Below are 21365 nucleotides of genomic sequence, written 5' to 3'. Positions count from 1 at the left end.
GAGCCGATCGGCAAAAAAGCCGGTCAGAACAAAACCGAACCCAAGGAAAGCCGCCAACTCAAGGCGTTCTGCCCCTTGCGTTCTTTCATTGGAGAAAGCCATGATCCGTATCGACGACAGGCTCTATGATCGCGCCTATTTCGATGAGACATCCGCACGCCTGGCCGGGCAGATCGGTCTGAAAGACCGCGACGACGGACGCTATGCGGTTTGCTTTGCCGAAACCGTCGACTGGCTGGCTCTGTTTTTTGCGATCCACAAGGCCGGCGCCAGCGTGTTGCCGATCCATCCGGGAACGCCCTATGCCGCGGCGCGCAAGCTTGCGATCGGCGCCGGCTGCAACCGGTTATTCTACAACAGCCTGACGGCAGAAGTGCTGGAACGACCGGCGAACGCCTTGCCGGTCGGAACGCTGCTCCAGATGAGTTCGGGCACGACAGGGGCGCCGAAATGCGTGGCGCGAAGCTGGGAGGATATCGACGCCGAGATTGAAAGCTATATCGCCACCTTCCGCGAACCGGCGAACATGACCCCGGTCGTCGCCTGCCCGACGACCCATTCCTACGGCCTGATTTGCGGCATCCTCGTGGCGCTCAAGCGGGGCCAGACGCCTGTTGTCGTCAACACCGCCAATCCGAAATACCTCCTGAAGGTCCTGCGCGAAATCGAGCGGCCGCTGCTCTATTCGTCACCGGCGATCCTGCACACGCTTGCCCGGCTCCTGCCGGAAGGCGAGCAGATCCATGCGACGATGACGTCGGGCACGCTGCTGCCGGATCCCTGGTTTGCCCAGATCAGGGCCAAGAGCCGTCACATGTTCCAGCAGTACGGCTGCTCCGAAGCCGGATGCATCGCCATCAATCCGGATGTCACCGCCGCCGGCGACATGGGGTTTGTGCTACCGCATCTTCTCCCCCAAACCGGAAGCAGTGCCGAGGACACGGGCGAGATCGTCGTGACGAAGGACGACGGCATCGCCATCCACACCCGCGATCTCGGCTATCGCCGCGATGACGGCATGCTGGTCTTCGTGTCGCGGATGGACGACATGATCAATGTCTCCGGTCTCAACGTCTATCCCCGGGACGTCGAGGATGCGGTGATGGCCATGGCAGGCGTCAGCGATGCAGTTGCCTTCCGCATGGGCGACCGCTTTGCCGGCGAGCGCGTGGCGCTGCTGTTCAGCGCCAGCGAAACCGTCGCACCGCAGGCGATCCGCGAATGGTGCAGCCAGCACCTCGCCAGCCATCAGCTGCCGATGGATATCCGCCAGGTCGATGCCATCCCCCGCCAGGCCAACGGCAAGATCAGCCGCCGCGAGGTTGCCGCCCGCCACGCCGCCGGCGAGTTCAGCAAACCGATCGCCGGAGCAGCGTCATGACCAGCAACGAAACCCTGGAAGCAATCCACACGGTCCTCAGCGAGCACATGATGCATCCGCATCTCGACGGCTTTGGCCCGGAAGCACGCCTCAACGAGGATCTCTACCTGGATTCCGTCCTGATCCTGCAGATCTTTCTCAATCTGGAGCTGGAATACGGGCTGAGCGTTCCCGAAGAAGCAATCGCCCGGCAGGACGTCCAGACCGTTGCCGATCTCGTCGCACTCTATCAGCCGAAGGTTGCCGCGACAGTCATCCCGTCGTTCCCGTTGACCGGTGGCACGAGCGACGAAGGCGTACACGGCGAGGCCTATTACGACATCAAGGTCCATTGCTTCGTCAGTTGCGTTTGCGACGGGCTGAAGCGGCAGGGCTTGGATCACCGGCCGTTCTATTTCGGTGTCTGGGATGCGAAATTTGCCCTCAGCGACCGCTTTCAGCTCCTCTATCACGCACCCGAAATCAGCCAGGAGTTTTTCCGCAGCTGGTTTCAGCGCCTGTATGGCGTCACCGTTCGCGAATGGTACGACCCGGATATCAGCAAGAGCGACAATCTCGCCGTGATGTTCGATCTGGTCAGCCGGCGCGCAGAAACCGGTTCCGTCATGGTCATGCTCGACATGTTCCATCTGCCGGAGCGCGAGAACAAATTCAACCAGAACCCCTTCCCGCATTACCTCATGCTGCAGGAAACTGGCGATCCCGACACATGGTTCGTGCACGATCCCGATTACCGTTGGGAGGGCGAAATCGCGCGGGACAAGGTGATCCATGCGGTGATGCAGCCGACCGTCGGCGGCGGCTATGTCTTCGACAACGCGGAGGCGCGAGCCCCCGCCGCCGAAGACCTCAAGGCCTATTTCGAGGCTTGCTTCATCCGAGACAATAACCCGCTAGTGGACACCGTTCGCACAATCGTCATGGCTCATCTCGAGGGACGCGGAGGCATCGATCTCTCCGATCTGACGGAGGCCGTCCGCGAAGTGCCTGTCATCACGATCCGCAAATATGCCTACGAGCACGGCTTTGCCTTCTTCTGGCGGGCGCTGAAGCTGCCGGCGGCCGAGTTCGAAGGCTGGTGCGAAGAGATCGAGGCGCTCGTCCAGGCGCTGAAAACGCTGCACTACGATTGCATGAAGCTGAGCCAGACCGGCGACCGCGCATTGGCCGACCCGGTGTTCGGGCGGCTGGCGGAAGCCGACCGGATCGAGACGAAGCTGAAAGGCAAGCTCGCCGAGATCTTCGATCTCTGGTGCGAGCAGAACATTGCCGCTGACATTTCCATGCTGAAGAGGCCCATGCTGAAAAGGGTTGCGCGATGAATATCTCGCTGTGCACGATCACGTTTCGCCATCATCTGATTTCGCTCGGCGAGATCGCAGCCTGGGCGCAGTCCAACGATTTCCAGGGCATCGAGCTTTGGGGCGCGCATGCGCGCAATCTGGCGCAACAACCGGACCGCAATGCCGATTGGCTCGATACCTTTGGGCTGAAAGTGTCGATGATCAGCGACTATCTGCCGCTCGACGGCGATCCGGAGACGCTTAGGCACAAGACCGTCGAACTCTGCAGGCTCGCGCGCCGCTGGCGAACCCGCAAGATCCGCACCTTCGCCGGCAATTGCGGCAGTCTCTCCGTCTCCGACGACGAGCGGCAACGCATCGTCGACAGGCTGAAGGAGATATGCGCGATCACCGCCAGCTACGGCATTCAGCTGCTGGCGGAGACACATCCGAAAACGTTGGCCGATACTGCGGCCTCGACATTGCGTCTCATCGCGGAGGTCGACCACCCCGCCTTCGCGATCAACTTCGATACACTGCACGTCTGGGAGGGCGGCGACGACCCCATCGCCGTGCATCGGCAGATGAAACCGCACATCCGCCACTACCATCTGAAGAACATCCGCGACCGGTCTGACCTCTCGGTCTTCGAACCGGCGAACGTCTATGCCGCCGCCGGCCGACGCGACGGCATGACGCCGTTGTTCGAAGGCACTGTCGATTATGCCGGCTTTCTCCTGGAGATTGGGGGCAACGAACAACTCGATGCATCGCTGGAATGGTTCGGCAATGATTGCCTCGATATCCTGCGTCGCGATCGCAGGCAGGTTCGCCGCGTGATCGAGGGAACTGAACCAGTTCGCAGAACAGTCAAATTTTCGTGATCGCGCTCGACGTTGCCATCGACTCTTGCCGGTGCAGCGCATAAAAAAATGGCCCTGGCTGTACATGCCGGGGCCTATTTTTTGTTTTTGTTTTCGTCTTGCAAATGTCTATCGATATAGTTTCGGAACACTGAAATACTGCCTCGTTCGCATCTTAGTTCATTTTCGACTTGAAGCGGACGAGCTGTGCTCTACCTCGCTACTCTGGCGATCTTGCAGCCGAAAATCAATCAACTTTTATGGGTCTATTTTTCTCCGCGCGACACGGGCGCCTGGGAAATCGTCGCACCTGTTTCAGCACTCCCCAAGGCGGGCAGAAAAACCCAAACATAGCTTGCGCCGGCAGGGATACGGACGGCGTGCATGGCCGCAGCGTGTGCGCCCGATCGATACTCACGTACCGCCTTGCCACCAGCCAACGGTCGCGTCGATCGCTAAAGAATCTGACAGCGGCGCTGCCATGCAGATGGTCTTCTCTGACGGTCGAAACCACGACCAAGAGGAGACGAAGACAATGAGCCAGAAAACCTGTGCGGCCTGCGACTGCGAACTCGATCAGAACAGCATCAAGGTCAAGCTCGGCGGCAAGACGGTGGAAGTCTGCTGCGAAGAATGCGCCGCTGCCATCGGTGAAGCGGAGGCCGCAAGGACGGCTGCGGCATCGGCCGGAAAGTAAGCATGAGGCCGGCCGCCACGGCGGCCGGCCTCCAATCTTAAGGATCGAGGCTGTATTTTCGCAACGACCGTTCAGTGCCCCTTGAGCGCGGCAATTTCAGCTTGGAGCACAGCGACAGTCTCTTCCAGCGTTTGCACGCGTTGTTCCAGCTCGGACAGGTCTGACGTGGCGAAGGACGGCATGCTCGGGGCAGCGGCGACCGTCTGATCGACCTCGCCACACAAAAGATGCGCAAACCGGTCTTCGCGCTGGCCGGCGCCGCGGTTCAGCTGCACGATGAGCGGGGGCCGACGCCCGATCATCAGATCGAGGTTGTCCTTGAGATCCTCTACCGATTGAAACCGCGCCATGCGCTCGCTGCGAGACCAGAGCTCATAGGCCGTCTGCGGACCGCGCAGCAAAAGCAGCCCGAGCACGACGATTTGCGGCGACGTCAGCGAAAAGCGGTTGGCAGCCTGATGTTCATAACGCTCGACGCGCGATGCGAAGGCCTGCCGGACCAATCCCTTCTGGACCAGGGAGTTGAGCGCACGATGCACATCCACCTGTTCCAATGCCATCACCGGATCGCGCGCCGTCTTCTGGTTGGTGGCGGAGTGGAGGGAGTTGAGCGTCAGCGGGTAGACGTCAGGCGTGGTTTCCTTCTTCTCGATCAGGCAGCCAAGGACACGGGCTTCGATCGCATTGAGTTCGGGAAAATCGGTGTCTGGATTGGTGTTCATAAGCTCACTCTTCTCGGCAACGAGTTCAACGGCAACCCCAGGCTCTCCAACCGGATTGATCTGGACCCAGATTTTCCGCCCGTCTTTGGCAGAAAGCCTCGAAATCCCCGGCCGGCCGAACGGCATCCCTCGATAGACCGTTGCACGGCCAAGGCCAAGTTGCTTTCCGGTTTCGAAGTCCGAATATCACCCGCAACAAGCGACTGAAGGCAACCCACTCGACCCCAACCGTCGCCCTGAATTTATTTCATCAGACACGGCCGCAGTCGCTCGTTCGATCACGATTGCGCCGCAGTTCGCATCGATACGGTGCCGGTCAATTTCAAGCTGATTCCACTTCTGCCCTCCCTTGCCTTACGGGGCCAGATGCCCAGCGGTCACCCAATCGGGATCACCGCCGCGTCGCCTGACGGCAACTTTCGAAACCATCATCACAGAAGCCCCCCATGTCCCGTGTTAAAAAGAGGGTCGTACTGCATTTTCCGGGTTTTGAGCCCTTCGACGCGGAGGCGCACCGCCAGCGTTACGCCCGTTCGGCGCGGCAGAGCGCCGAGGTGTGGGGCTTCAAGTCCGATGCCGGTCCTTTGGTGAGCACGGGCGCGGCGACGCATTTCGACGTCGACTGTGCCGGACCAGACTGGCAGACTTCCAGCCGCATCTATGTTTTCGATCACGATGTGCTGGTCGACACCTTGAGCCGCCGAGCGTTCGTTCGCCGGCTGTTCGGGGGATTTGCCAGTGCGCTGGATGTAACGTTCAACGGCGGACTTTGGGGCTATTTTCGCCATGCCTGGCGGTTTGGCCTGTTTTTCCTGTTCCCCTTCCTGCTGGCCGGATTGATGACGGCAATCGCCCTTGTCGTCGCATTCATTCCACAGTGGCTGAGCCTTTCGAGGTGGAACCTGCTGTGGAGCGTGCCGCTGGCTGGCCTCCTGTTGCAACAGATCCTGCTGCCGTTGGCCACGAAGTTCCATACGCTGCATCTGTTTGCCGACTGGGAAATGGCCGTGGCCATGGCGCGACTGGATCGGCCCGATTTCAACCGTTGGCTCGAAAGCTGTGCGGATGCCGCGCGCGAGGCGTTCAGCGAGGAGGCGGATGAATATCTGATCAGTTCGCACAGCATGGGTTCGAGCACCGCCGCGCATGTCATCGGCATGCTGATCGAGCGGCAGCCGGATATTCTCGGGGGCAAACAGGTGGTGTTCGCAACACTTGGCGGCGCGATCCTGCAATGCGCGCTGATGGGGCCGGCACAGGCCCTGCGGGCCCGCGTCGGGACAATCGCCCGCGCCAAGGAGATCCTCTGGTTCGAGGTCCAATGCCTGACGGATGTCGTCAATTTCTACAAGACGCGCGTCGTCGCCCTCGCCGGACATCCGCAGGAAAAGCAGCCATCCATCGCCTATATCAAGGTCAAGCATATGCTGTCACCTGACCGCTACCGGAGGATCAGGCGCAACTTCCTGCGCGTTCATCGCCAGTATGTGCTCGGTCCGGACGTTCGCGCATCCTTCGATTTTACCTTGCTGACTGCAGGACCATTGCCGGCGGCGGCCTTCGCGGATTTTTCGCCAGGCAACATACCGGCGCTTTGACCAGCGACGAGCTATCGCTCGTGTGATGCCGCCGGGTTCAACAGTGCCCGCAAGCCGGCGAGCTGAAAGCGCCAGAAAGTTCGAAGCGGCGATCGAAGGCGCATAGCGTTGACTGGCGAGAATGTCGCCGATCGTGTCGATCGTCCTGTCGAGCGTAAAGAAGAGCAGCGGCGTCAGCGCCTCGTCGCTGTGCCGGTCGGTCACAGGGCGCGACGCAAGCCGCAGCATTTCCCTTGTCATCAGTGGCGGCACATGGGCGTAGCGCGTGCCCTGCGACCCGCGAAGCAGGATGAGAACAGCCAGCCGGTGTTGGGTCAGGAACTGCAGGAAAGCGGGCACGCTCCGATCCCGCTGCATTTGCCGAGGACCCATTGGCCGATACTGCCGAGTTCGCGCACGCGGGCGCGCATCAGCGTCAGCAGTCTTGCCGCCAGCGCCGGCGTGACGATGGCGTGAAACGGCGCATCCTTGTGCTCGACATATTTATGGATGTTGCTCGCGCTCGTTCCGGCCCGCTCAGCCACATCGGCAAGCCGCTGCCGAACGAGGCCAACGCTGGGGAAAGGGTCGCGATCTCGGTCCCCTACCTATGCAGAGTTGATCCCACGGGCGCGGAGAAGTATTTATCGTGTCGACAAAAGGATTCTTAAGATGACCGACACCGATTCCAGCCCCACACTCGAACGCAAGCGCGGTTCCGGCGTGAAGATGGTCTACGACCTTCTGCGCGACGAAATTCTCGATCTGGTGCTGCCGCCGGGCAGCCCGATCGACGAGGTCCAGCTCGCAGAACGCTTCAAGATGTCGCGCACGCCGATCCGCGAAGCGCTGGTGCGGCTGGCCGGCGAAGGTCTGATCGACACGCTGCCGAACCGCTCGACGATGGTTTCAAGCATCGACTTCCTCAATATGCACACGTTCTTCGACGCGCTCGTGCTGATGTACCGCGTCACAACCCGGCTGGCGGCACAGAACCACCGTCCCGAGGACTTGCCGATAATTCGCGGTTTCCACGAAGATTATGCAGCGGCCGTCCAGTCGCGCGACGCGCTGGCGATGATCGCCACCAATGCCGCCTTCCACGCGGCGATCGCAGACGCCGGGCGCAACCCCTATTTCACCGGCCTTTTCCGCCGGCTGCTGGACGAGGGGCGTCGGATCCTGCGGCTCTACTATTTGTCCTACGAGGAGCAGTTCCCACAGCGCTTTGTCGATGAGCACGCAGAAATCATCGCCGCGATCGCAGCGCGCGATCTCGAAGAGGCTGACCGCCTCGGCAAGGCCCATGCTGAGCAGATCGTCCAACAGGTGCAAAAACTGTTCGCCCGGAAAAATCAACTCGACATCGCGCTGTAGCAAGCACTGTATTTTTCTTGTCGACAAATAAAATACAAACAGCTATGTCTACACACAGAGGCACGAAGACGTGCGCCTTGGATGGCGCGTACGCCCGTGCCGAGTGACAAAGCCGAGAGGAGTTTCAGATGAAGGCACAGATTTTCACCGGCGTCATCCCGGCGCTGATGACCCCCTGCAAGGAAGACCGCAGCCCCGATTTCGACGCGCTGGTGCGCAAGGGCAAGGAACTGATCGCCCAGGGCATGTCCGCCGTCGTCTATTGCGGCTCGATGGGTGACTGGCCGCTCCTGACCGACGCGCAGCGCATGGAAGGCGTGGAGCGCCTGGTCAAGGCCGGCATCCCGGTCATCGTCGGCACCGGCGCCGTCAACACCGCGTCTGCCGTCGCCCATGCGGCCCACGCCCAGAAGGTCGGCGCCCAGGGCCTGATGGTCATCCCGCGCGTGCTATCGCGCGGCTCGGTCGTCACCGCCCAGAAGAACCACTTCAAGGCCATTCTTTCGGCCGCTCCGGACCTGCCGGCGGTTATCTACAACAGCCCCTACTATGGCTTTGCCACCCGCGCCGACCTGTTCTTCGCGCTGCGGGCCGAACATCCGAACCTCGTCGGCTTCAAGGAATTCGGCGGCGCTGCCGACATGCGCTATGCGGCCGAGAACATCACCAGCCGTGACGATGGCGTCTCGCTGATGATCGGCGTCGACACGGCGGTATTCCACGGCTTCGTCAACTGCGGCGCGACCGGCGCGATCACCGGCATCGGCTGCGTGCTGCCGAAGGAAGTCATCCACATGTGCAACCTGTCGCGGGCGGCCGCCGAAGGCGACGTCGATGCACGTCTGCGCGCGCTGGAGCTGGAACAGGCACTTGCCGTGCTCTCCTCCTTCGACGAAGGCCCGGATCTGGTTCTCTACTTCAAGCACATGATGGTGCTGAAGGGCGACAAGGAATACACGCTGCACTTCAACGAGAGCGATGCGCTCTCGGACAGCCAGCGCGGGTATGTCGAAGCACAGTTCAAGCTGTTCAACAGCTGGTACGCCGAGTGGAGCAAGCTCCCGGGTGCGGTACAGAAGTACAAGGGCTGATCCCAAGCCTGCCGCAGCATAAAAGGAAGGCCTTCCCGATCGGGAGGGCCTTTTCTTTTGACGAACACAAAAAGCGGCCCGGCGCCCATGAACTTCCATGGAGAATGCCAATACCTGCAGCCGCTCAAATCGGCCGAGACCATCCAAAGCGATCTGACTGACAGCGGCGGTAGAGCGCGGACGTGGTGCTTGCAAGCATGGATCGGCTTGCGAATCGCATAAGTCTATGCTTATGTGACTCCATGACCGAGAATGATATTTTCCGAGCTTTGGCCGACCCTACCCGCCGCGCGATCTTCGAGAAGCTGGCAACGCGCAGCATGAATGCCAGCGCCTTGCGTGAAGGTATGGAGATCAGCCAACCGGCTATGTCCCAGCACCTTTCGGTCTTGCGGAGCGCCGGGCTCGTCAGGGAAGAACGGCAGGGGCGGTTCGTGAATTACGAGGTCGATCCGGCGGGTCTTGCTCTCATTGCACAATGGTTCGCCAAGTATCGCGCCTACTGGCCCACACGCGTTGACGCTCTCAAGGCCTTGTTGAAGGATATGGACCAGTGAGCGACGGAACGACCAACGGCATCGAACTGGAATTTGACGTCGATGAGCCGCCGCACAAGGTCTGGCGAGCAATCAGCATTCCGGAGTTTCGGGAAAGCTGGCTGCCGCAGGGCGCGTTGGCCGATCCGGAGGCGATCACCATCACCCCCGGCCAACAAGTCCGCTATCGCTTGTCTGATGATGCTCCGCCATTCCTGGAAAGCACCGTGACGTTCACGATCGCCCCGAACGAAAGCGGCGGAACCTGCCTTCGGATTATCCACGAACTGACGGATATGCGGATCGATCGGATGACGAGGAATACCGCGAACAACAACGATCCGCCTCTGATGTCGGCCGCCTGACGGGGGCGAGCCTCCCCCCATATCTCTCGAAGACAGGAGTTCGCCAATGCGCGAAGCGATGCAACTCGTCCCTATGGTTATTGAGCAATCCAGCAGAGGGGAGCGATCTTTCGACATCTACTCCCGCCTTCTGCGCGAACGCATCATCTTCCTCAATGGCGAGGTGAACGATACCGTTTCGGCTCTCGTCTGCGCGCAGTTGCTGTTTCTTGAGGCTGAGAACCCGAAGAAGCCGATCAATCTCTACATCAATTCGCCGGGCGGTGTCGTGACAAGCGGCATTGCCATGTACGACACCATGCGCTTTATCCGCGCGCCGGTGCACACGCTTTGTATGGGAACAGCCCGCTCGATGGGGTCCTTCCTGTTGATGGCTGGCGAACCTGGGAGAGAGTTGCGCTGCCCAATGCCAGCATCCTGATCCACCAGCCATCCGGCGGCTTTCAAGGGCAGGCGTCGGACATGTTTATCCACGCCGAGGAAATCCTGAAAACCAAGCAGCGCATGACGCGACTCTACGCAGAGCACTGCGGACGCTCGTACGAAGAGTTTGAACGGGCCATGGATCGAGACCGCTTCATGACCGCGCAAGAGGCGTTGGATTGGGGTCTCATCGACCGCATCTTGCAGGGTCGCGAAGACGCGACGGAACTCTAGGATCGAAGCGCCCGCAACATCCTGTTGCGGGCGCCTGCAAAGGCTATCCACCTGAACCCGATGGGCAATGAGGAGCGATGCCCCCGCTGCATTTTATGCGACAGCATCAAGCCCGAGCGCGAGCAGCCGGTCGAGCTGCTCCATCTCCGCCTTGTTCAGAACAATGCCTTCGGATTCCGACTTGGCACGCGCTGTGAAACGGCGCTGCGAGGGAAGACGGGCGCCCTGCCCGACGATCGCCTCGAACAGCATTTCCGCGCGAGCGAAGGGATTGCCCGGCCGGCCGGCCGCGAATTTCTCCGGGGAGAAAGCAATGATCAGTTCGCCATGGAATGGTGCCAGTGTCGTTGTGCCGAGATAATCGAGCACCTCGGGGCTCGTCAGGTCGCCGATCATGATGCCGGCGAGGAGTTCGACCATCGTGCCGATCGCCGAGCCCTTGTGGCCGCCAAAGGGAAGCATGGCGCCGGCGAGCGCCGCTTCCGGATCGGTCGTCGGGTTGCCCTCAGCATCGATCGCCCAGCCCTCGGGCAAGGGCTTGCCGGCGCGGCGGTGCAGTTCGATCTCGCCGCGAGCAGCAACCGAGGTCGCAAAGTCGAAGACGTAGGGCGGCTTGTTCTCGCGCGGCCAGCCGAAGGCGAACGGGTTGGTGCCGAGCAGCGGCTTATTGCCGCCGGTCGGCGCCACGGTCGCATAGCTCGGGCACATGACAAGACCGGCGAGGCCCTCGCCGGTCAAACCTTCGACCTCCGGCCAGAGCGCCGAAAAATGCGTGCAGTCATTGATGACGAGGGCGGCAAGCCCCAGGGTCCGGGCACGTTCGGCGAGAACTGGCAGGCCAAGCTCGAAGGCCGGATTGGCAAAACCACCCTTGGCATTGACCTTGACGATGGCCGAGCCTTCCTGCGCCAGCAACTCGGGAACCGCGTCCGGCTTGACCTTGCCGGCCTTGACAGTGCGCAGCGCGCCTTCGATACGGTAGATGCCATGCGACTTGCAGGCGTCACGCTCGCCCGCGACGATCACCCGGGCAAGGGCGCCGGCCTGGACGGCATTGAGCCCGCCCTTGCGGAAGATCGCCTCGACCCGCTCCTGAACTGCGGCGATCGTCAGGGTGGTGGTCTCACTCATCTTGTACCTTTCTGGCTGCGTATGACCCTGTTGCGGGCGGTTGAAGTTCTGCATACATAGAGTATACAAAGATCCGACAAGTGCAAATCGGCTCCGAGCTATTCATGCCGAAAGACACCGGTGTTCTCAAGAAAGGATCCGCAGATGGTCTTCACCCCCAAAGGAAAACATCTCGTTGCCGGCGAATGGCTCGACGGCGCAGGCACTTTCGCCTCGACGCCGGCGCACGGCCCGTCGCATGATTTCGCCGTCGGCACCGTCGAACTGGTGAACCGCGCCTGCGAAGCAGCGGAAGAGGCGTTCTGGACCTATGGTTATTCGTCGCGGGCGGAGCGCGCGGCATTTCTGCGCGCCATCGCCGACGAGATCGAGGCGCGGGCCGAAGCGATCACCGCAATCGGCAGCCAGGAGACCGGCCTGCCGGAAGCGCGGCTGCAGGGCGAGCGCGGCCGCACCACCGGCCAGCTCCGGCTGTTTGCCGATCATATCGAGGCGGGCGACTATCTTGATCGCCGCTTCGATGCGGCCCTCCCCGAGCGCCAGCCGGCGCCCCGTCCGGAAATCCGGCTGATCCAGCGGCCGATCGGCCCGGTCGCCGTCTTTGGCGCTTCCAACTTCCCGCTCGCCTTCTCGACCGCTGGCGGCGATACCGCAGCGGCGCTCGCCGCCGGTTGCCCGGTGGTGGTCAAGGGCCATTCGGCCCATCCCGGCACCGGCGAGATCGTGGCCGAGGCCGTCGAAGCCGCCATTCGCAAGACCGGCATTCACCCGGGCGTCTTTTCGCTGATCCAGGGCGGCAGCCGCGACGTCGGCCATGCGCTCGTCAAGCACCCGCTGATCAAGGCTGTCGGCTTCACCGGCTCCCTCGCCGGCGGACGTGCGCTGTTCGATCTGTGCGCCGCCCGCCCCGAACCGATCCCGTTCTTCGGCGAACTCGGCTCGGTTAACCCGATGTTCCTGTTGCCGGAAGCCTTGAAGGCACGCGCCGAGGCGCTCGGACAGGGCTGGGCCGGTTCGCTGACCATGGGCGCCGGCCAGTTCTGCACCAATCCCGGCATTGCCGTGGTGATCGAAGGTGCCGACGCCGACCGCTTCACGGCGGCCGCCGTCGAAGCGCTCGGCAAGGTTGCGCCGCAGACCATGCTGACCGACGGCATCGCCAAGGCTTACCGTGACGGGCAGGAGCGTTTCACAACAAGGAACAGCGTCAAGCCGCTGCTCGAAACCAGCTCGGCGGACCGCGCCGCATCGCCCAATCTGTTCGAAACCACGGGCAGCCAGTTTCTGGCCGACCACGCACTGGGTGAAGAAGTCTTCGGCCCGCTCGGCCTCGTCGTCCGGGTGAATTCTGAGGACGAAATGGAGCAGCTCGCGCGTGGTCTGCAGGGACAGCTGACAGTCACCGTGCACATGGATGCCGGCGATATCGAGCCGGCCCGTCGCCTGCGCCCCATCCTTGAGCGCAAGGCGGGGCGCCTGCTCGTCAACGGCTTCCCGACCGGTGTCGAGGTCGTCGATTCCATGGTGCATGGCGGCCCCTATCCGGCCTCGACAAATTTCGGCGCGACCAGCGTCGGCACCATGTCGATCCGCCGTTTCCTGCGTCCCGTCTCCTATCAGAACCTGCCGGAAGCCCTGCTGCCGGAAGACTTCCTGAACTGATCCGCGACCGATCGCTGCGCGGGGACCCCATTTGGCGAAACAAATGGGATCCCCGCATGCATTTTGCGATAGGTTGATATACTTTTTGTATACTCTTTGTATTTTTAAGTTGATTTACGCTCTCCAACGCGGAATATTGCGCTCGCCGTCAAACGGCGCATCAATTCAGGGAGAGAGAAAAATGAAGACCTCGGTCCTAGCCTTCGGCCTCGTTGCCGCCACCGCTCTGACCAGCCCGGCCCATGCCGACAAGCTGGACGACATCATCGGCTCGGGTACACTGCGTTGCGCAGTGGTTCTCGACTTCCCGCCGATGGGTTCTCGCGACGAGAACAACAATCCGGTCGGCTTTGACGTCGACTACTGCAACGACCTTGCCAAGGCGCTTGGTGTCACGGCCGAGATCGTCGAAACCCCTTTCCCCGAGCGCATTCCCGCATTGATGTCCGGACGCGTTGACGTCGGCGTCGCTTCGACCTCCGACACGCTCGAGCGCGCCAAGACCGTCGGCATGACCGTTCCCTACTTCGCCTTCGAAATGGCCGTCACCGCCAACGACAAGACCGGCATCAAGTCCTTCGAAGACATGAAGGGCAAAGTTGTCGGCGCCACCGCCGGCACCTTCGAAGCCATCGCGCTGGAAAAGCAGGTCAAGGAATGGGGCGCGGGCGAATTCCGTCCTTACCAGACGCAGGCCGACGTGTTCCTGGCGCTCAGCCAGGGCCAGATCGACGCAACGGTGTCGACCTCGACCGTCGCGCAGGCCAACGTGAAGACCGGCAAGTTCGCCGGTATCTCGGTCGTCGGCAAGGCGCCGTTCGACACCGACTACGTGGCTCTCTTCACCAACCGCGAAGAATACGGCTTGATCAACTACCTCAACCTCTTCATCAACCAGCAGGTCCGCACCGGCCGCTATGCCGAGCTCTATGAGAAGTGGGTTGGCGGCGAGCTGCCTTCGCTGGCAGTGAACGGCGTGTACCGCTAATCTGTCCGTTTCTCTGGCGGCGCGAGGCAAACGTCTCGCGCCGTTATACCAACCTGCGCTGATATTGACCGATTGAGTGTGTCCGGCAGACGGCCACCCGAAAGGCCGGGCACTCCGGCGCAAACGGCCAATATCATTGCAGGTTGGTATCGCTCATTTTCGTAAAGGTGAGACGGCGATGTTCAATTACACCTTCCACTGGAACCAGGCGCTGAAAGCATTGCCGCAAATGCTCGACGGCGCGCTGATCACGCTGCAGATCGCGCTGCTGTCCATGCTCATCGGCGTGGTTTGCGCGCTCGCGCTGACGGGGTTCCGCCTGTCCGGCAACCGCTTCCTCAGCGGTTTTGCCACCGCCTGGATCGAGATCGCGCGCAACACGCCCGCGCTGTTCCAGATCTACATGGCCCATTTCGGCCTCGGCAATTTCGGGATCCATTTGAGCCCCTACACGGCGCTGCTCGTCGGGATCGCCTTCAACAATGCGGGCTATCTGGCTGAAAACTTCCGTGGCGCCCTGAAAGCGATACCGGATACCCAAACCCGTGCCGGCCGCTCGCTCGGCATGACGGCGCTGCAGGCGTTTCGGTTCATCGTTCTGCCGCAGATGCTGCGCGTCGCCTTCTTGCCGACCACCAACCAGATGGTCTGGGCAATCCTGATGACCTCTCTCGGCGTCACTGTCGGCATGAACACCGACCTTGCCGGCGTCACCCAGGAACTGAACGCCCGGTCTTTCCGCACCTTCGAATTCTTCGCCCTGGCCGCCGTGATCTACTACGTCATCGCCAAGGCCGTTACCCTCGCTGCCCGAGGCATCGCCTCGCGCATGTTCCGTTACTGAGAGAGGTGAGAGATGTTCAATACCGCCCTCACCTGGAGTGATCTCGCCTTCCTTGCACAGGGTGCGGCGATGACGCTCGCCGTCACCGCCGTCTCGGTCACCGCCGGTACGCTGCTCGGCATCCTCTTCGGGGTGATCCGCGTTCAGGCCGGCCCCTACTGGTCGGCACCGTTGACCTTCGTGCTCGACGTGTTTCGCTCCGTTCCGCTCCTGATCCAGCTGGTGCTCGCCAATGCCTTCCAGTCCATCGCCAAGATGGGTTGGGGTCCGTTTACGACCTCCTGCGTGGTGCTGTCGCTCTACACAGCCGCCTATTGCACCGAGATCGTGCGCGGCGGCATTTCCTCCGTGCCGGCAACCACGCGCCGCGCGTCGCGCTCGCTGGGCATGACGTGGTGGCAGGACATGCGCTACATCGTGGCGCCGCTTGCCACCCGCGTTTCGCTTCCGTCCTGGATCGGCCTCACGCTCGGCGTCATGAAGGACTCCGCACTCGTGCTCTGGCTCGGCCTGATCGAGCTTCTGCGCGCCTCGCAGATCCTCGTCACCCGCCTGCAGGAACCGCTGTTCATTCTCCTGATCTGCGGTGCAATCTATTTCCTCATCAGCTTCCCCATCGCCCGGCTTGGTGGGTATCTCGAAAAACGGTGGTCCCCCAATGATTGAGATTGAAAACGTCCGCAAATCCTTCGGTACGCTGGAAGTTCTGAAAGGCATCGACCTCACCGTGAAGAAGGGGGAAGTCGTCACAGTCATCGGCGGTTCCGGTTCCGGAAAATCGACCCTTCTCACCTGCATCAACGGCCTTGAGCCGATCGATGCCGGCAGGATCAAGATCGACGGCACCGAAGTCCACGCCAAGACCACTAACCTCAACAAGCTGCGTAGCAAGGTCGGCATCGTCTTCCAGCAGTGGAACGCCTTCCCGCATCTGACCGTGCTCGAAAACGTCATGCTTGCCCCGCGCAAGGTGCTGGGCCAGTCCAAGCAGGTAGCCGAGGAGATTGCGGTCAAGCAGCTGACGCATGTGGGCCTCGGCGAGAAGCTTTCGGTCTATCCCAACCGCATGTCGGGCGGCCAGCAGCAACGTATGGCGATCGCCCGCGCACTTGCCATGTCGCCGGAATACATGCTGTTCGACGAAGTGACCTCGGCGCTCGACCCACAGCTCGTCGGCGAAGTGCTCGACACGCTGCGCATGCTCGCCTCCGAAGGCATGACGATGATCTGCGTCACCCACGAGATGAAGTTCGCCCGCGAGGTGTCCGATCGGGTGGCCTTCTTCCACAAGGGCGTGATGGCAGAGATCGCTCCGCCGGAAGCGCTATTCGGCGCGCCGAAGGATCCCGAACTGCAGAAGTTCCTGGCAGCGACGCACTGAGCCGACCATGAAGGATGCAGCTCAGCCTGACGTCATCGTCATCGGTGCCGGCGTTGTCGGCCTTTCCGCCGCGATAGCGGCCCAGGCACGGGGGCTTTCGGTCACCGTGCTCGACCGGGAAGGCCCGGCAGCCGGTGCCTCGGCGGGAAACGCCGGGGCCTTCGCCTTCACCGACATTCTGCCGCTCGCCTCGCCCGGCATCCTCAAGAAGGCGCCAAAGTGGCTGCTGGACCCGCTCGGACCACTGAGCGTCCCGCCCGCCTACGCCGTGCAGATCGCGCCATGGATGTTCCGTTTCTGGCGCGCCTGCTCGCCGAAGCGGGTGGCGCATTCGACGGCTGCCCAGACTGCGATGATGGACCTCTCCAAGGCCGAGCTGGAGCCATTCCTTGCCGCAACCGGCACCCTGCCGATGCTGCGCAAGGAGGGCAATCTTCAGGTCTATGAGAGCGAAGCCGAACTCAGGGCTTCGCTGCCCGGATGGCAGGCACGTGCGAACCATGGCATCGAATTCCGCCATATGGGCGCGGCCGAAATGGCTGAGATCCAGCCGGGGCTGGCACCCCGCTTTACCCATGGCACGTTCACGCCGGGCTGGTACTCGATCGCCGACCCCAAGCTCTATACCCTGGCCTTGGCAGAGCATTTCCGCTCCAGAGGCGGCGTGATCGAGCGCGCCGAGGTCACAGTCCTTGCGCCTGTCGACGACGGCGTCGAAATCCGAACGACAAGCGGCAACACACGGCGGGCGGCACAAGTCGTGCTTGCGGCCGGCGCGTTCTCGCACCGGATTGCCAGATCTCTCGGCGAGACCATCCCGCTCGAAACCGAGCGCGGCTACAACACCACCCTGCCGGCTGACGCCTTCGACCTGCGCACGCAGGTCACCTTCGGCGGTCATGGCTTCGTCGTCACCCGGCTGTCGACCGGTATCCGTGTTGGCGGCGCGGTCGAGCTCGGCGGTTTGACACTGCCGCCGAACTACCGCCGGTCCGAGGCCATGCTGCAGAAGGCGCGAACCTTCCTGCCGGGTCTCAAGCCCGACGGCGGCGTGCAGTGGATGGGCTTTCGCCCGTCGCTGCCCGACAGCCTTCCGGCCATCGGCCGCGCCCGCGCGACGTCGCGGGTCGTCTATGCTTTCGGTCACGGCCATCTCGGCCTGACCCAATCGGCGGGCACCGCCCGGCTTGTCGCAGATTTGCTGACCAGCCAAGTGTCAACGATTGACATCGCCCCCTTCTCGCCTCAACGGTTCTGACAGAGGTTTCGACCATGGCCACCTACACCTTCTCCTGTATTGACGGGCACACCTGCGGCAATCCAGTCCGCCTCGTTTCCGGCGGCGGCCCTCGTCTGGAGGGCGCCAACATGCTGGAAAAACGCGCCCATTTTCTCAGGGAATTCGACTGGATCCGCACTGGCCTGATGTTCGAGCCGCGCGGCCATGACATGATGTCCGGCTCGATCCTCTATCCCCCGACCCGGCCCGATTGCGATGTCGCCGTGCTCTTCATCGAGACCTCCGGCTGCCTGCCGATGTGCGGCCACGGCACCATCGGCACGATCACCATGGCGATCGAGAACGGCCTGATCACACCGCGCGAGCCCGGCAAGTTGTCGATCGACGCGCCGGCCGGCAAGGTCGACATCAGCTATCGCCAGGAGGGTCGCTTCGTCGAGGAAGTGCGCCTGACCAACGTGCCCGGCTTTCTCTATGCGGAGGGCCTGACCGCCGAAGTCGAGGGCCTCGGCGAGATCGTCGTCGACGTCGCCTATGGCGGCAATTTCTACGCCATTGTCGAGCCGCAGAAGAACTTCCGCGACATGGCCGACCACACGGCCGGCGAACTGATCGGCTGGAGCCCGAAACTGCGCGCCGCCTTGAACGCGAAGTACGAGTTCGTCCATCCCGAGCATCCGGAGATCAAGGGGCTCAGCCACATCCAGTGGACGGGCAAGCCGACGCAGGCCGAGGCCCATGCCCGCAATGCCGTGTTCTACGGCGAGAAGGCCATCGACCGCTCGCCTTGCGGCACTGGCACTTCGGCGCGCATGGCGCAGCTTGCCGCCAAGGGCCAGCTGAAGGTGGGCGACGAATTCGTGCATGAATCGATCATCGGCTCGCTGTTCAAGGGCCGGGTCGAGGCGGCGACCAAGGTCGCCGACCGCGATGCCATCATCCCCTCCATCGCCGGATGGGCGCGCATGACCGGTATCAACACGATCTTCATCGACGATCGCGACCCCTTCGCCCACGGCTTCGTCGTAAAATGAAAAACTCGATCTCCGCTCGCAGCATCCTTGGCGGCACCGCCGAGGGACCCATCGTTGCCGCACCGGAAGCGCTGAGCTTCTGGGGTGGCGTCGACCCAGCTACCGGAGCGGTGATCGATGTTCACCACCCGCTGCACGGGACCTGTCTCACAGGCAGCATCCTGATGATGCCATCGAGCCGGGGTTCCTGCACCGGCTCGGGCGTGCTACTCGACCTCGCGCTGACCGGCCGCGCGCCGGCGGCGCTGGTCTTTTCCGAGCCCGAGGATGTGCTGACCCTCGGCGCGCTGATCGCAGCCGAGATGTTCGGCAAACGGCTGCCCGTCCTGCGCCTCTCGTCCGATGCCTTCGCAGCGCTCGCGCAAGCGAAGGACGCGCGCATCACCGATACGGCGCTCGAGGCCGATGGCCTGACGATCGCGATCGCACCGCTGGCGACCGCAGCACTCGACCTTGATGAAGCGGACCTCGCCATGCTGGATGGCCGCGACGGGGTTGCAGTGCAGGTCGCCATGCGCATCATTTGCGCCATGGCGGCGCAGCAGGGCGCCACACGGCTCCTGGACGTGACGCAGGGCCATATCGACGGTTGCATTTACGCCAGCCCCGCCAATCTGACCTTCGCCGAGAAAATGGCAGATATGGGCGCACGGGTCCGGCTGCCGACAACGATGAACGCCATCTCCGTCGACCGCGCCAACTGGCAGGCGCAGGGCGTGCCGACCTCCTTCGGCGACCCGGCCGCACGGCTCGCCGACGCCTATGTCCGCATGGGCTGCCGCCCGACGTTTACCTGTTCGCCCTATCTGCTCGACAGCGCGCCGCAGGCCGGGGAGGCAGTCGCGTGGGCGGAATCCAACGCCGTCATCTACGCCAATACGGTGCTCGGCGCCCGCACGGCGAAGCACCCGGATTTCCTCGACCTCTGCATCGCGCTCACCGGCCGCGCGCCGCGCTCAGGCGTCTATCTCGACGAACACCGCAAGGCGAGCCGCGTGATCGACGTGGATCTGCCTGACGGAGTGGACGACGCTTTCTGGCCGCTCATCGGCTATCTCGCCGGACATGCTGCGCCCGATTGCATCCCGCTTCTGCGTGGACTTGCCGCCGCAAAACCTTCGGCCGACGACCTGAAGGCACTCTGCGCTGCCTTCGGCACCACATCGGCAGCGCCGATGCTACATATCGAAGGCGTCACGCCGGAGGCCGAAGGTGCTGCGACAGGCGAAGTTGGCACTGTTGCAATCACCCGCGCCGAGATGGCTGCCGCCTGGACGCTGTTGAACAAAGGACCGGAGGACGTGGACCTGGTCGCCATCGGCAGCCCGCATGCCTCACTCAACGAATGTCGGGCCTTGGCGACAGCGCTTGCCGGTCGCACCCGGCAAAGGGATGTAGCGGTGATCGTCACGGCCGGCCATCAGGTGATTGCCGCCGCGCGTGCAGACGGAACCCTTGCCAACCTGGAGGCAAGCGGCGTGCAGGTCTTGCCCGACCTCTGTTGGTGCTCGATCTCGGAACCGGTGTTCCCGACGCGAACCCGCGCGTTAATGACCAATTCCGGCAAATATGCCCATTACGGCCCCGGCCTCTCCGGCCGTGCGGTCCGCCTCGGAAACCTTGCCGATTGCGTGACGGCGGCGCTGACCGGGCGAGGCACGGCTGCCGGCGTGGCTGTCGCCGGCAACTCGGTAACGGCAGCCGCAAACACGCCTACAGATCAGGGGCGCGGTCAACAAGAGTTTGAAACAGAACGTTTGCAGCCTCCTGCGGCGTCGAAGCGGCAAACCAGACCGGATCGGTCGTCAGGACGGCATGCTCCCTTCTGGAGGCAGTGTCGTATGCCTCGCACTCGTAGACACCGCAGGCACGGCGCTGCTTGCGGTTGAGGGCGATTTCGAGAATGCCCGAAGGCCGCGCGCCCGGGGTGTCGAAAATCTGCAGGACGTAACCGCGGAACCCGGTTCTGCCACCGTTGGAATCGATCTCGTCGAGAACGGACGGGCAGAGTTCCGCCTGTCCCACGGGAATGGGCCGTGTCCAGAACGGCCCCTGGTCGCCTTGATTTGCGCTTGGCATCTCACTCGCCTCCGTTCCCCGGGAGCCGCCAACTTAGCACCTGATCAACCCGGGTTCAGCCGACCCAAAATAGAATGTGGCCCAACGCTGTGACATGCTGGGTTGCAAAGCGTACCACTTTCGAGTGAGGATCGACTTTGGCGGGTTGTGCTGATCCTGGACCGGCTGCTGCGGGCAGTAGAGTTCGCGACAACCGTCACACCGCAGACGCGGGCCCATGCGATCATTTACCGTGGCCGGCAACATGAGGTTGGAACAATGCGCAGACTCAGCGGACTGTCGGTCGTTGCATTCATGGGATTCACGACATGCATCGGCGCCATGGATGCCGCCGCAGCCGGAACTACGCCCCGACAACGGTCCGCGCCCAATGCCGACGCATCGGGGAAAACCGCCGTTGCTCCAGCGAAAAGCAAACGCTCGACCGCTGTCGTCAACCACCCTCCTCCCAGGAACG

Annotated in this window: 20 protein-coding genes and 2 pseudogenes; 18 read left to right on the top strand and 4 right to left on the bottom strand. The window is 62.5% G+C overall.

Features of this window, described 5'->3' with window-relative positions:
* The first annotated feature begins 100 nt into the window (after positions 1 to 100).
* The 4 genes from ABIE33_RS32445 to ABIE33_RS32430 all read left to right on the top strand — a co-directional run bounded on the left by ABIE33_RS32445 (position 101) and on the right by ABIE33_RS32430 (position 4224).
* The gene (locus tag ABIE33_RS32445; RefSeq protein WP_429132707.1) at positions 101 to 1381 is read left to right on the top strand and encodes an AMP-binding protein; all 1281 of its coding nucleotides are present in this window, start codon (positions 101 to 103) and stop codon (positions 1379 to 1381) included.
* Positions 1378 to 2703: a DUF6005 family protein gene (locus ABIE33_RS32440; protein ID WP_429132705.1), complete on the top strand. Its 1326-nt coding sequence runs from the start codon at positions 1378 to 1380 to the stop codon at positions 2701 to 2703. Before ABIE33_RS32445 ends, ABIE33_RS32440 begins: the two co-directional genes overlap by 4 nt.
* Positions 2700 to 3548, top strand: coding sequence for a sugar phosphate isomerase/epimerase family protein (locus ABIE33_RS32435; RefSeq protein WP_429132703.1), 849 nt, complete (start codon positions 2700 to 2702; stop codon positions 3546 to 3548). Before ABIE33_RS32440 ends, ABIE33_RS32435 begins: the two co-directional genes overlap by 4 nt.
* A 514-nt stretch (positions 3549 to 4062) precedes the next feature.
* Positions 4063 to 4224: a hypothetical protein gene (locus ABIE33_RS32430; RefSeq protein WP_202596151.1), complete on the top strand. Its 162-nt coding sequence runs from the start codon at positions 4063 to 4065 to the stop codon at positions 4222 to 4224.
* Between the two features lie 71 nt (positions 4225 to 4295).
* Here the strand turns inward: ABIE33_RS32430 and ABIE33_RS32425 are convergent, their stop codons facing one another.
* Entirely contained in the window at positions 4296 to 4946 is a 651-nt protein-coding gene (locus ABIE33_RS32425) for a YceH family protein (RefSeq protein ID WP_429132700.1), read from the bottom strand.
* Positions 4947 to 5392: 446 nt separating this feature from the next.
* Between ABIE33_RS32425 and ABIE33_RS32420 the strand changes: the two genes are divergently transcribed.
* On the top strand, positions 5393 to 6544 hold the full coding sequence (locus ABIE33_RS32420) for a hypothetical protein (protein ID WP_429132699.1): 1152 nt from the start codon (positions 5393 to 5395) through the stop codon (positions 6542 to 6544).
* A 314-nt stretch (positions 6545 to 6858) separates the two neighbouring features.
* Here the strand turns inward: ABIE33_RS32420 and ABIE33_RS32415 are convergent, their stop codons facing one another.
* Positions 6859 to 7068: a hypothetical protein gene (locus ABIE33_RS32415; protein ID WP_429132697.1), complete on the bottom strand. Its 210-nt coding sequence runs from the start codon at positions 7066 to 7068 to the stop codon at positions 6859 to 6861.
* Between the two features lie 127 nt (positions 7069 to 7195).
* Here ABIE33_RS32415 and ABIE33_RS32410 point away from each other — a divergent pair, with 127 nt between their 5' ends.
* The 5 genes and pseudogenes from ABIE33_RS32410 to ABIE33_RS32390 all read left to right on the top strand — a co-directional run bounded on the left by ABIE33_RS32410 (position 7196) and on the right by ABIE33_RS32390 (position 10549).
* Complete coding sequence (locus ABIE33_RS32410; protein WP_429132695.1) at positions 7196 to 7900, top strand: GntR family transcriptional regulator; 705 nt, start codon at positions 7196 to 7198, stop codon at positions 7898 to 7900.
* 128 nt (positions 7901 to 8028) lie between these two features.
* Positions 8029 to 8991 (top strand): dihydrodipicolinate synthase family protein, encoded by a 963-nt coding sequence (locus ABIE33_RS32405; RefSeq protein ID WP_429132693.1) that lies wholly within the window; start codon positions 8029 to 8031, stop codon positions 8989 to 8991.
* Positions 8992 to 9233: 242 nt separating this feature from the next.
* Positions 9234 to 9548, top strand: coding sequence for an ArsR/SmtB family transcription factor (locus ABIE33_RS32400; RefSeq protein ID WP_429132691.1), 315 nt, complete (start codon positions 9234 to 9236; stop codon positions 9546 to 9548).
* Complete coding sequence (locus ABIE33_RS32395; RefSeq protein ID WP_429132689.1) at positions 9545 to 9892, top strand: SRPBCC family protein; 348 nt, start codon at positions 9545 to 9547, stop codon at positions 9890 to 9892. The genes ABIE33_RS32400 and ABIE33_RS32395 overlap by 4 nt, the downstream gene beginning before the upstream one ends.
* Positions 9893 to 9938: 46 nt before the next feature.
* A pseudogene (locus tag ABIE33_RS32390) lies at positions 9939 to 10549 on the top strand (ATP-dependent Clp protease proteolytic subunit).
* Positions 10550 to 10642: 93 nt separating this feature from the next.
* Here the strand turns inward: ABIE33_RS32390 and ABIE33_RS32385 are convergent.
* A complete protein-coding gene (locus ABIE33_RS32385) occupies positions 10643 to 11680 on the bottom strand; it encodes an Ldh family oxidoreductase (RefSeq protein ID WP_429132687.1) in 1038 nt (345 codons plus the stop codon).
* A gap of 144 nt (positions 11681 to 11824) precedes the next feature.
* On the opposite strand from ABIE33_RS32385, the gene ABIE33_RS32380 reads away from it, so the two are divergent.
* The 8 genes and pseudogenes from ABIE33_RS32380 to ABIE33_RS32345 all read left to right on the top strand — a co-directional run bounded on the left by ABIE33_RS32380 (position 11825) and on the right by ABIE33_RS32345 (position 20524).
* Positions 11825 to 13342 (top strand): aldehyde dehydrogenase (NADP(+)), encoded by a 1518-nt coding sequence (locus ABIE33_RS32380; protein ID WP_429132685.1) that lies wholly within the window; start codon positions 11825 to 11827, stop codon positions 13340 to 13342.
* A gap of 181 nt (positions 13343 to 13523) precedes the next feature.
* The gene (locus tag ABIE33_RS32375; RefSeq protein ID WP_429132683.1) at positions 13524 to 14330 is read left to right on the top strand and encodes a transporter substrate-binding domain-containing protein; all 807 of its coding nucleotides are present in this window, start codon (positions 13524 to 13526) and stop codon (positions 14328 to 14330) included.
* 178 nt (positions 14331 to 14508) lie between these two features.
* The gene (locus ABIE33_RS32370; protein ID WP_429132681.1) at positions 14509 to 15174 is read left to right on the top strand and encodes an amino acid ABC transporter permease; all 666 of its coding nucleotides are present in this window, start codon (positions 14509 to 14511) and stop codon (positions 15172 to 15174) included.
* Between the two features lie 12 nt (positions 15175 to 15186).
* Positions 15187 to 15840, top strand: coding sequence for an amino acid ABC transporter permease (locus ABIE33_RS32365; protein WP_429132680.1), 654 nt, complete (start codon positions 15187 to 15189; stop codon positions 15838 to 15840).
* A complete protein-coding gene (locus ABIE33_RS32360; protein ID WP_429132678.1) occupies positions 15833 to 16555 on the top strand; it encodes an amino acid ABC transporter ATP-binding protein in 723 nt (240 codons plus the stop codon). The genes ABIE33_RS32365 and ABIE33_RS32360 overlap by 8 nt, the downstream gene beginning before the upstream one ends.
* A 7-nt stretch (positions 16556 to 16562) precedes the next feature.
* Positions 16563 to 17813 (top strand): NAD(P)/FAD-dependent oxidoreductase, encoded by a 1251-nt coding sequence (locus ABIE33_RS32355; RefSeq protein ID WP_429132676.1) that lies wholly within the window; start codon positions 16563 to 16565, stop codon positions 17811 to 17813.
* 14 nt (positions 17814 to 17827) lie between these two features.
* Positions 17828 to 18829: a 4-hydroxyproline epimerase gene (locus ABIE33_RS32350; protein WP_429132674.1), complete on the top strand. Its 1002-nt coding sequence runs from the start codon at positions 17828 to 17830 to the stop codon at positions 18827 to 18829.
* Positions 18826 to 20524 (top strand): annotated as a pseudogene (locus tag ABIE33_RS32345) (aconitase X). Before ABIE33_RS32350 ends, ABIE33_RS32345 begins: the two are co-directional and overlap by 4 nt.
* 18 nt (positions 20525 to 20542) lie before the next feature.
* On the opposite strand, the gene ABIE33_RS32340 reads toward ABIE33_RS32345, so the two are convergent.
* The gene (locus ABIE33_RS32340) at positions 20543 to 20908 is read right to left on the bottom strand and encodes a hypothetical protein (protein WP_429132672.1); all 366 of its coding nucleotides are present in this window, start codon (positions 20906 to 20908) and stop codon (positions 20543 to 20545) included.
* Between the last annotated feature and the right edge of the window lie 457 nt (positions 20909 to 21365).

The organism is Ensifer sp. 4252, assembly GCF_050434565.1.
Taxonomy (GTDB): domain Bacteria; phylum Pseudomonadota; class Alphaproteobacteria; order Rhizobiales; family Rhizobiaceae; genus Ensifer.
Note: the sequence above shows the minus strand (reverse complement) of the source record. Positions and strands in the feature narration are given on the sequence as shown.

Excerpts from the sequence above, each read along its gene's own strand:
- ABIE33_RS32445 (WP_429132707.1), top strand. The coding sequence starts at position 101 with ATGATCCGTATCGACGACAGGCTCTATGATCGCGCCTATTTCGATGAG.
- ABIE33_RS32440 (WP_429132705.1), top strand. The coding sequence starts at position 1,378 with ATGACCAGCAACGAAACCCTGGAAGCAATCCACACGGTCCTCAGCGAG.
- ABIE33_RS32435 (WP_429132703.1), top strand. The coding sequence starts at position 2,700 with ATGAATATCTCGCTGTGCACGATCACGTTTCGCCATCATCTGATTTCG.
- ABIE33_RS32430 (WP_202596151.1), top strand. The coding sequence starts at position 4,063 with ATGAGCCAGAAAACCTGTGCGGCCTGCGACTGCGAACTCGATCAGAAC.
- ABIE33_RS32425 (WP_429132700.1), bottom strand. The coding sequence starts at position 4,946 with ATGAACACCAATCCAGACACCGATTTTCCCGAACTCAATGCGATCGAA.
- ABIE33_RS32420 (WP_429132699.1), top strand. The coding sequence starts at position 5,393 with ATGTCCCGTGTTAAAAAGAGGGTCGTACTGCATTTTCCGGGTTTTGAG.
- ABIE33_RS32410 (WP_429132695.1), top strand. The coding sequence starts at position 7,196 with ATGACCGACACCGATTCCAGCCCCACACTCGAACGCAAGCGCGGTTCC.
- ABIE33_RS32405 (WP_429132693.1), top strand. The coding sequence starts at position 8,029 with ATGAAGGCACAGATTTTCACCGGCGTCATCCCGGCGCTGATGACCCCC.
- ABIE33_RS32400 (WP_429132691.1), top strand. The coding sequence starts at position 9,234 with ATGACCGAGAATGATATTTTCCGAGCTTTGGCCGACCCTACCCGCCGC.
- ABIE33_RS32385 (WP_429132687.1), bottom strand. The coding sequence starts at position 11,680 with ATGAGTGAGACCACCACCCTGACGATCGCCGCAGTTCAGGAGCGGGTC.
- ABIE33_RS32380 (WP_429132685.1), top strand. The coding sequence starts at position 11,825 with ATGGTCTTCACCCCCAAAGGAAAACATCTCGTTGCCGGCGAATGGCTC.
- ABIE33_RS32375 (WP_429132683.1), top strand. The coding sequence starts at position 13,524 with ATGAAGACCTCGGTCCTAGCCTTCGGCCTCGTTGCCGCCACCGCTCTG.
- ABIE33_RS32370 (WP_429132681.1), top strand. The coding sequence starts at position 14,509 with ATGTTCAATTACACCTTCCACTGGAACCAGGCGCTGAAAGCATTGCCG.
- ABIE33_RS32365 (WP_429132680.1), top strand. The coding sequence starts at position 15,187 with ATGTTCAATACCGCCCTCACCTGGAGTGATCTCGCCTTCCTTGCACAG.
- ABIE33_RS32360 (WP_429132678.1), top strand. The coding sequence starts at position 15,833 with ATGATTGAGATTGAAAACGTCCGCAAATCCTTCGGTACGCTGGAAGTT.
- ABIE33_RS32355 (WP_429132676.1), top strand. The coding sequence starts at position 16,563 with ATGAAGGATGCAGCTCAGCCTGACGTCATCGTCATCGGTGCCGGCGTT.
- ABIE33_RS32350 (WP_429132674.1), top strand. The coding sequence starts at position 17,828 with ATGGCCACCTACACCTTCTCCTGTATTGACGGGCACACCTGCGGCAAT.
- ABIE33_RS32340 (WP_429132672.1), bottom strand. The coding sequence starts at position 20,908 with ATGCCAAGCGCAAATCAAGGCGACCAGGGGCCGTTCTGGACACGGCCC.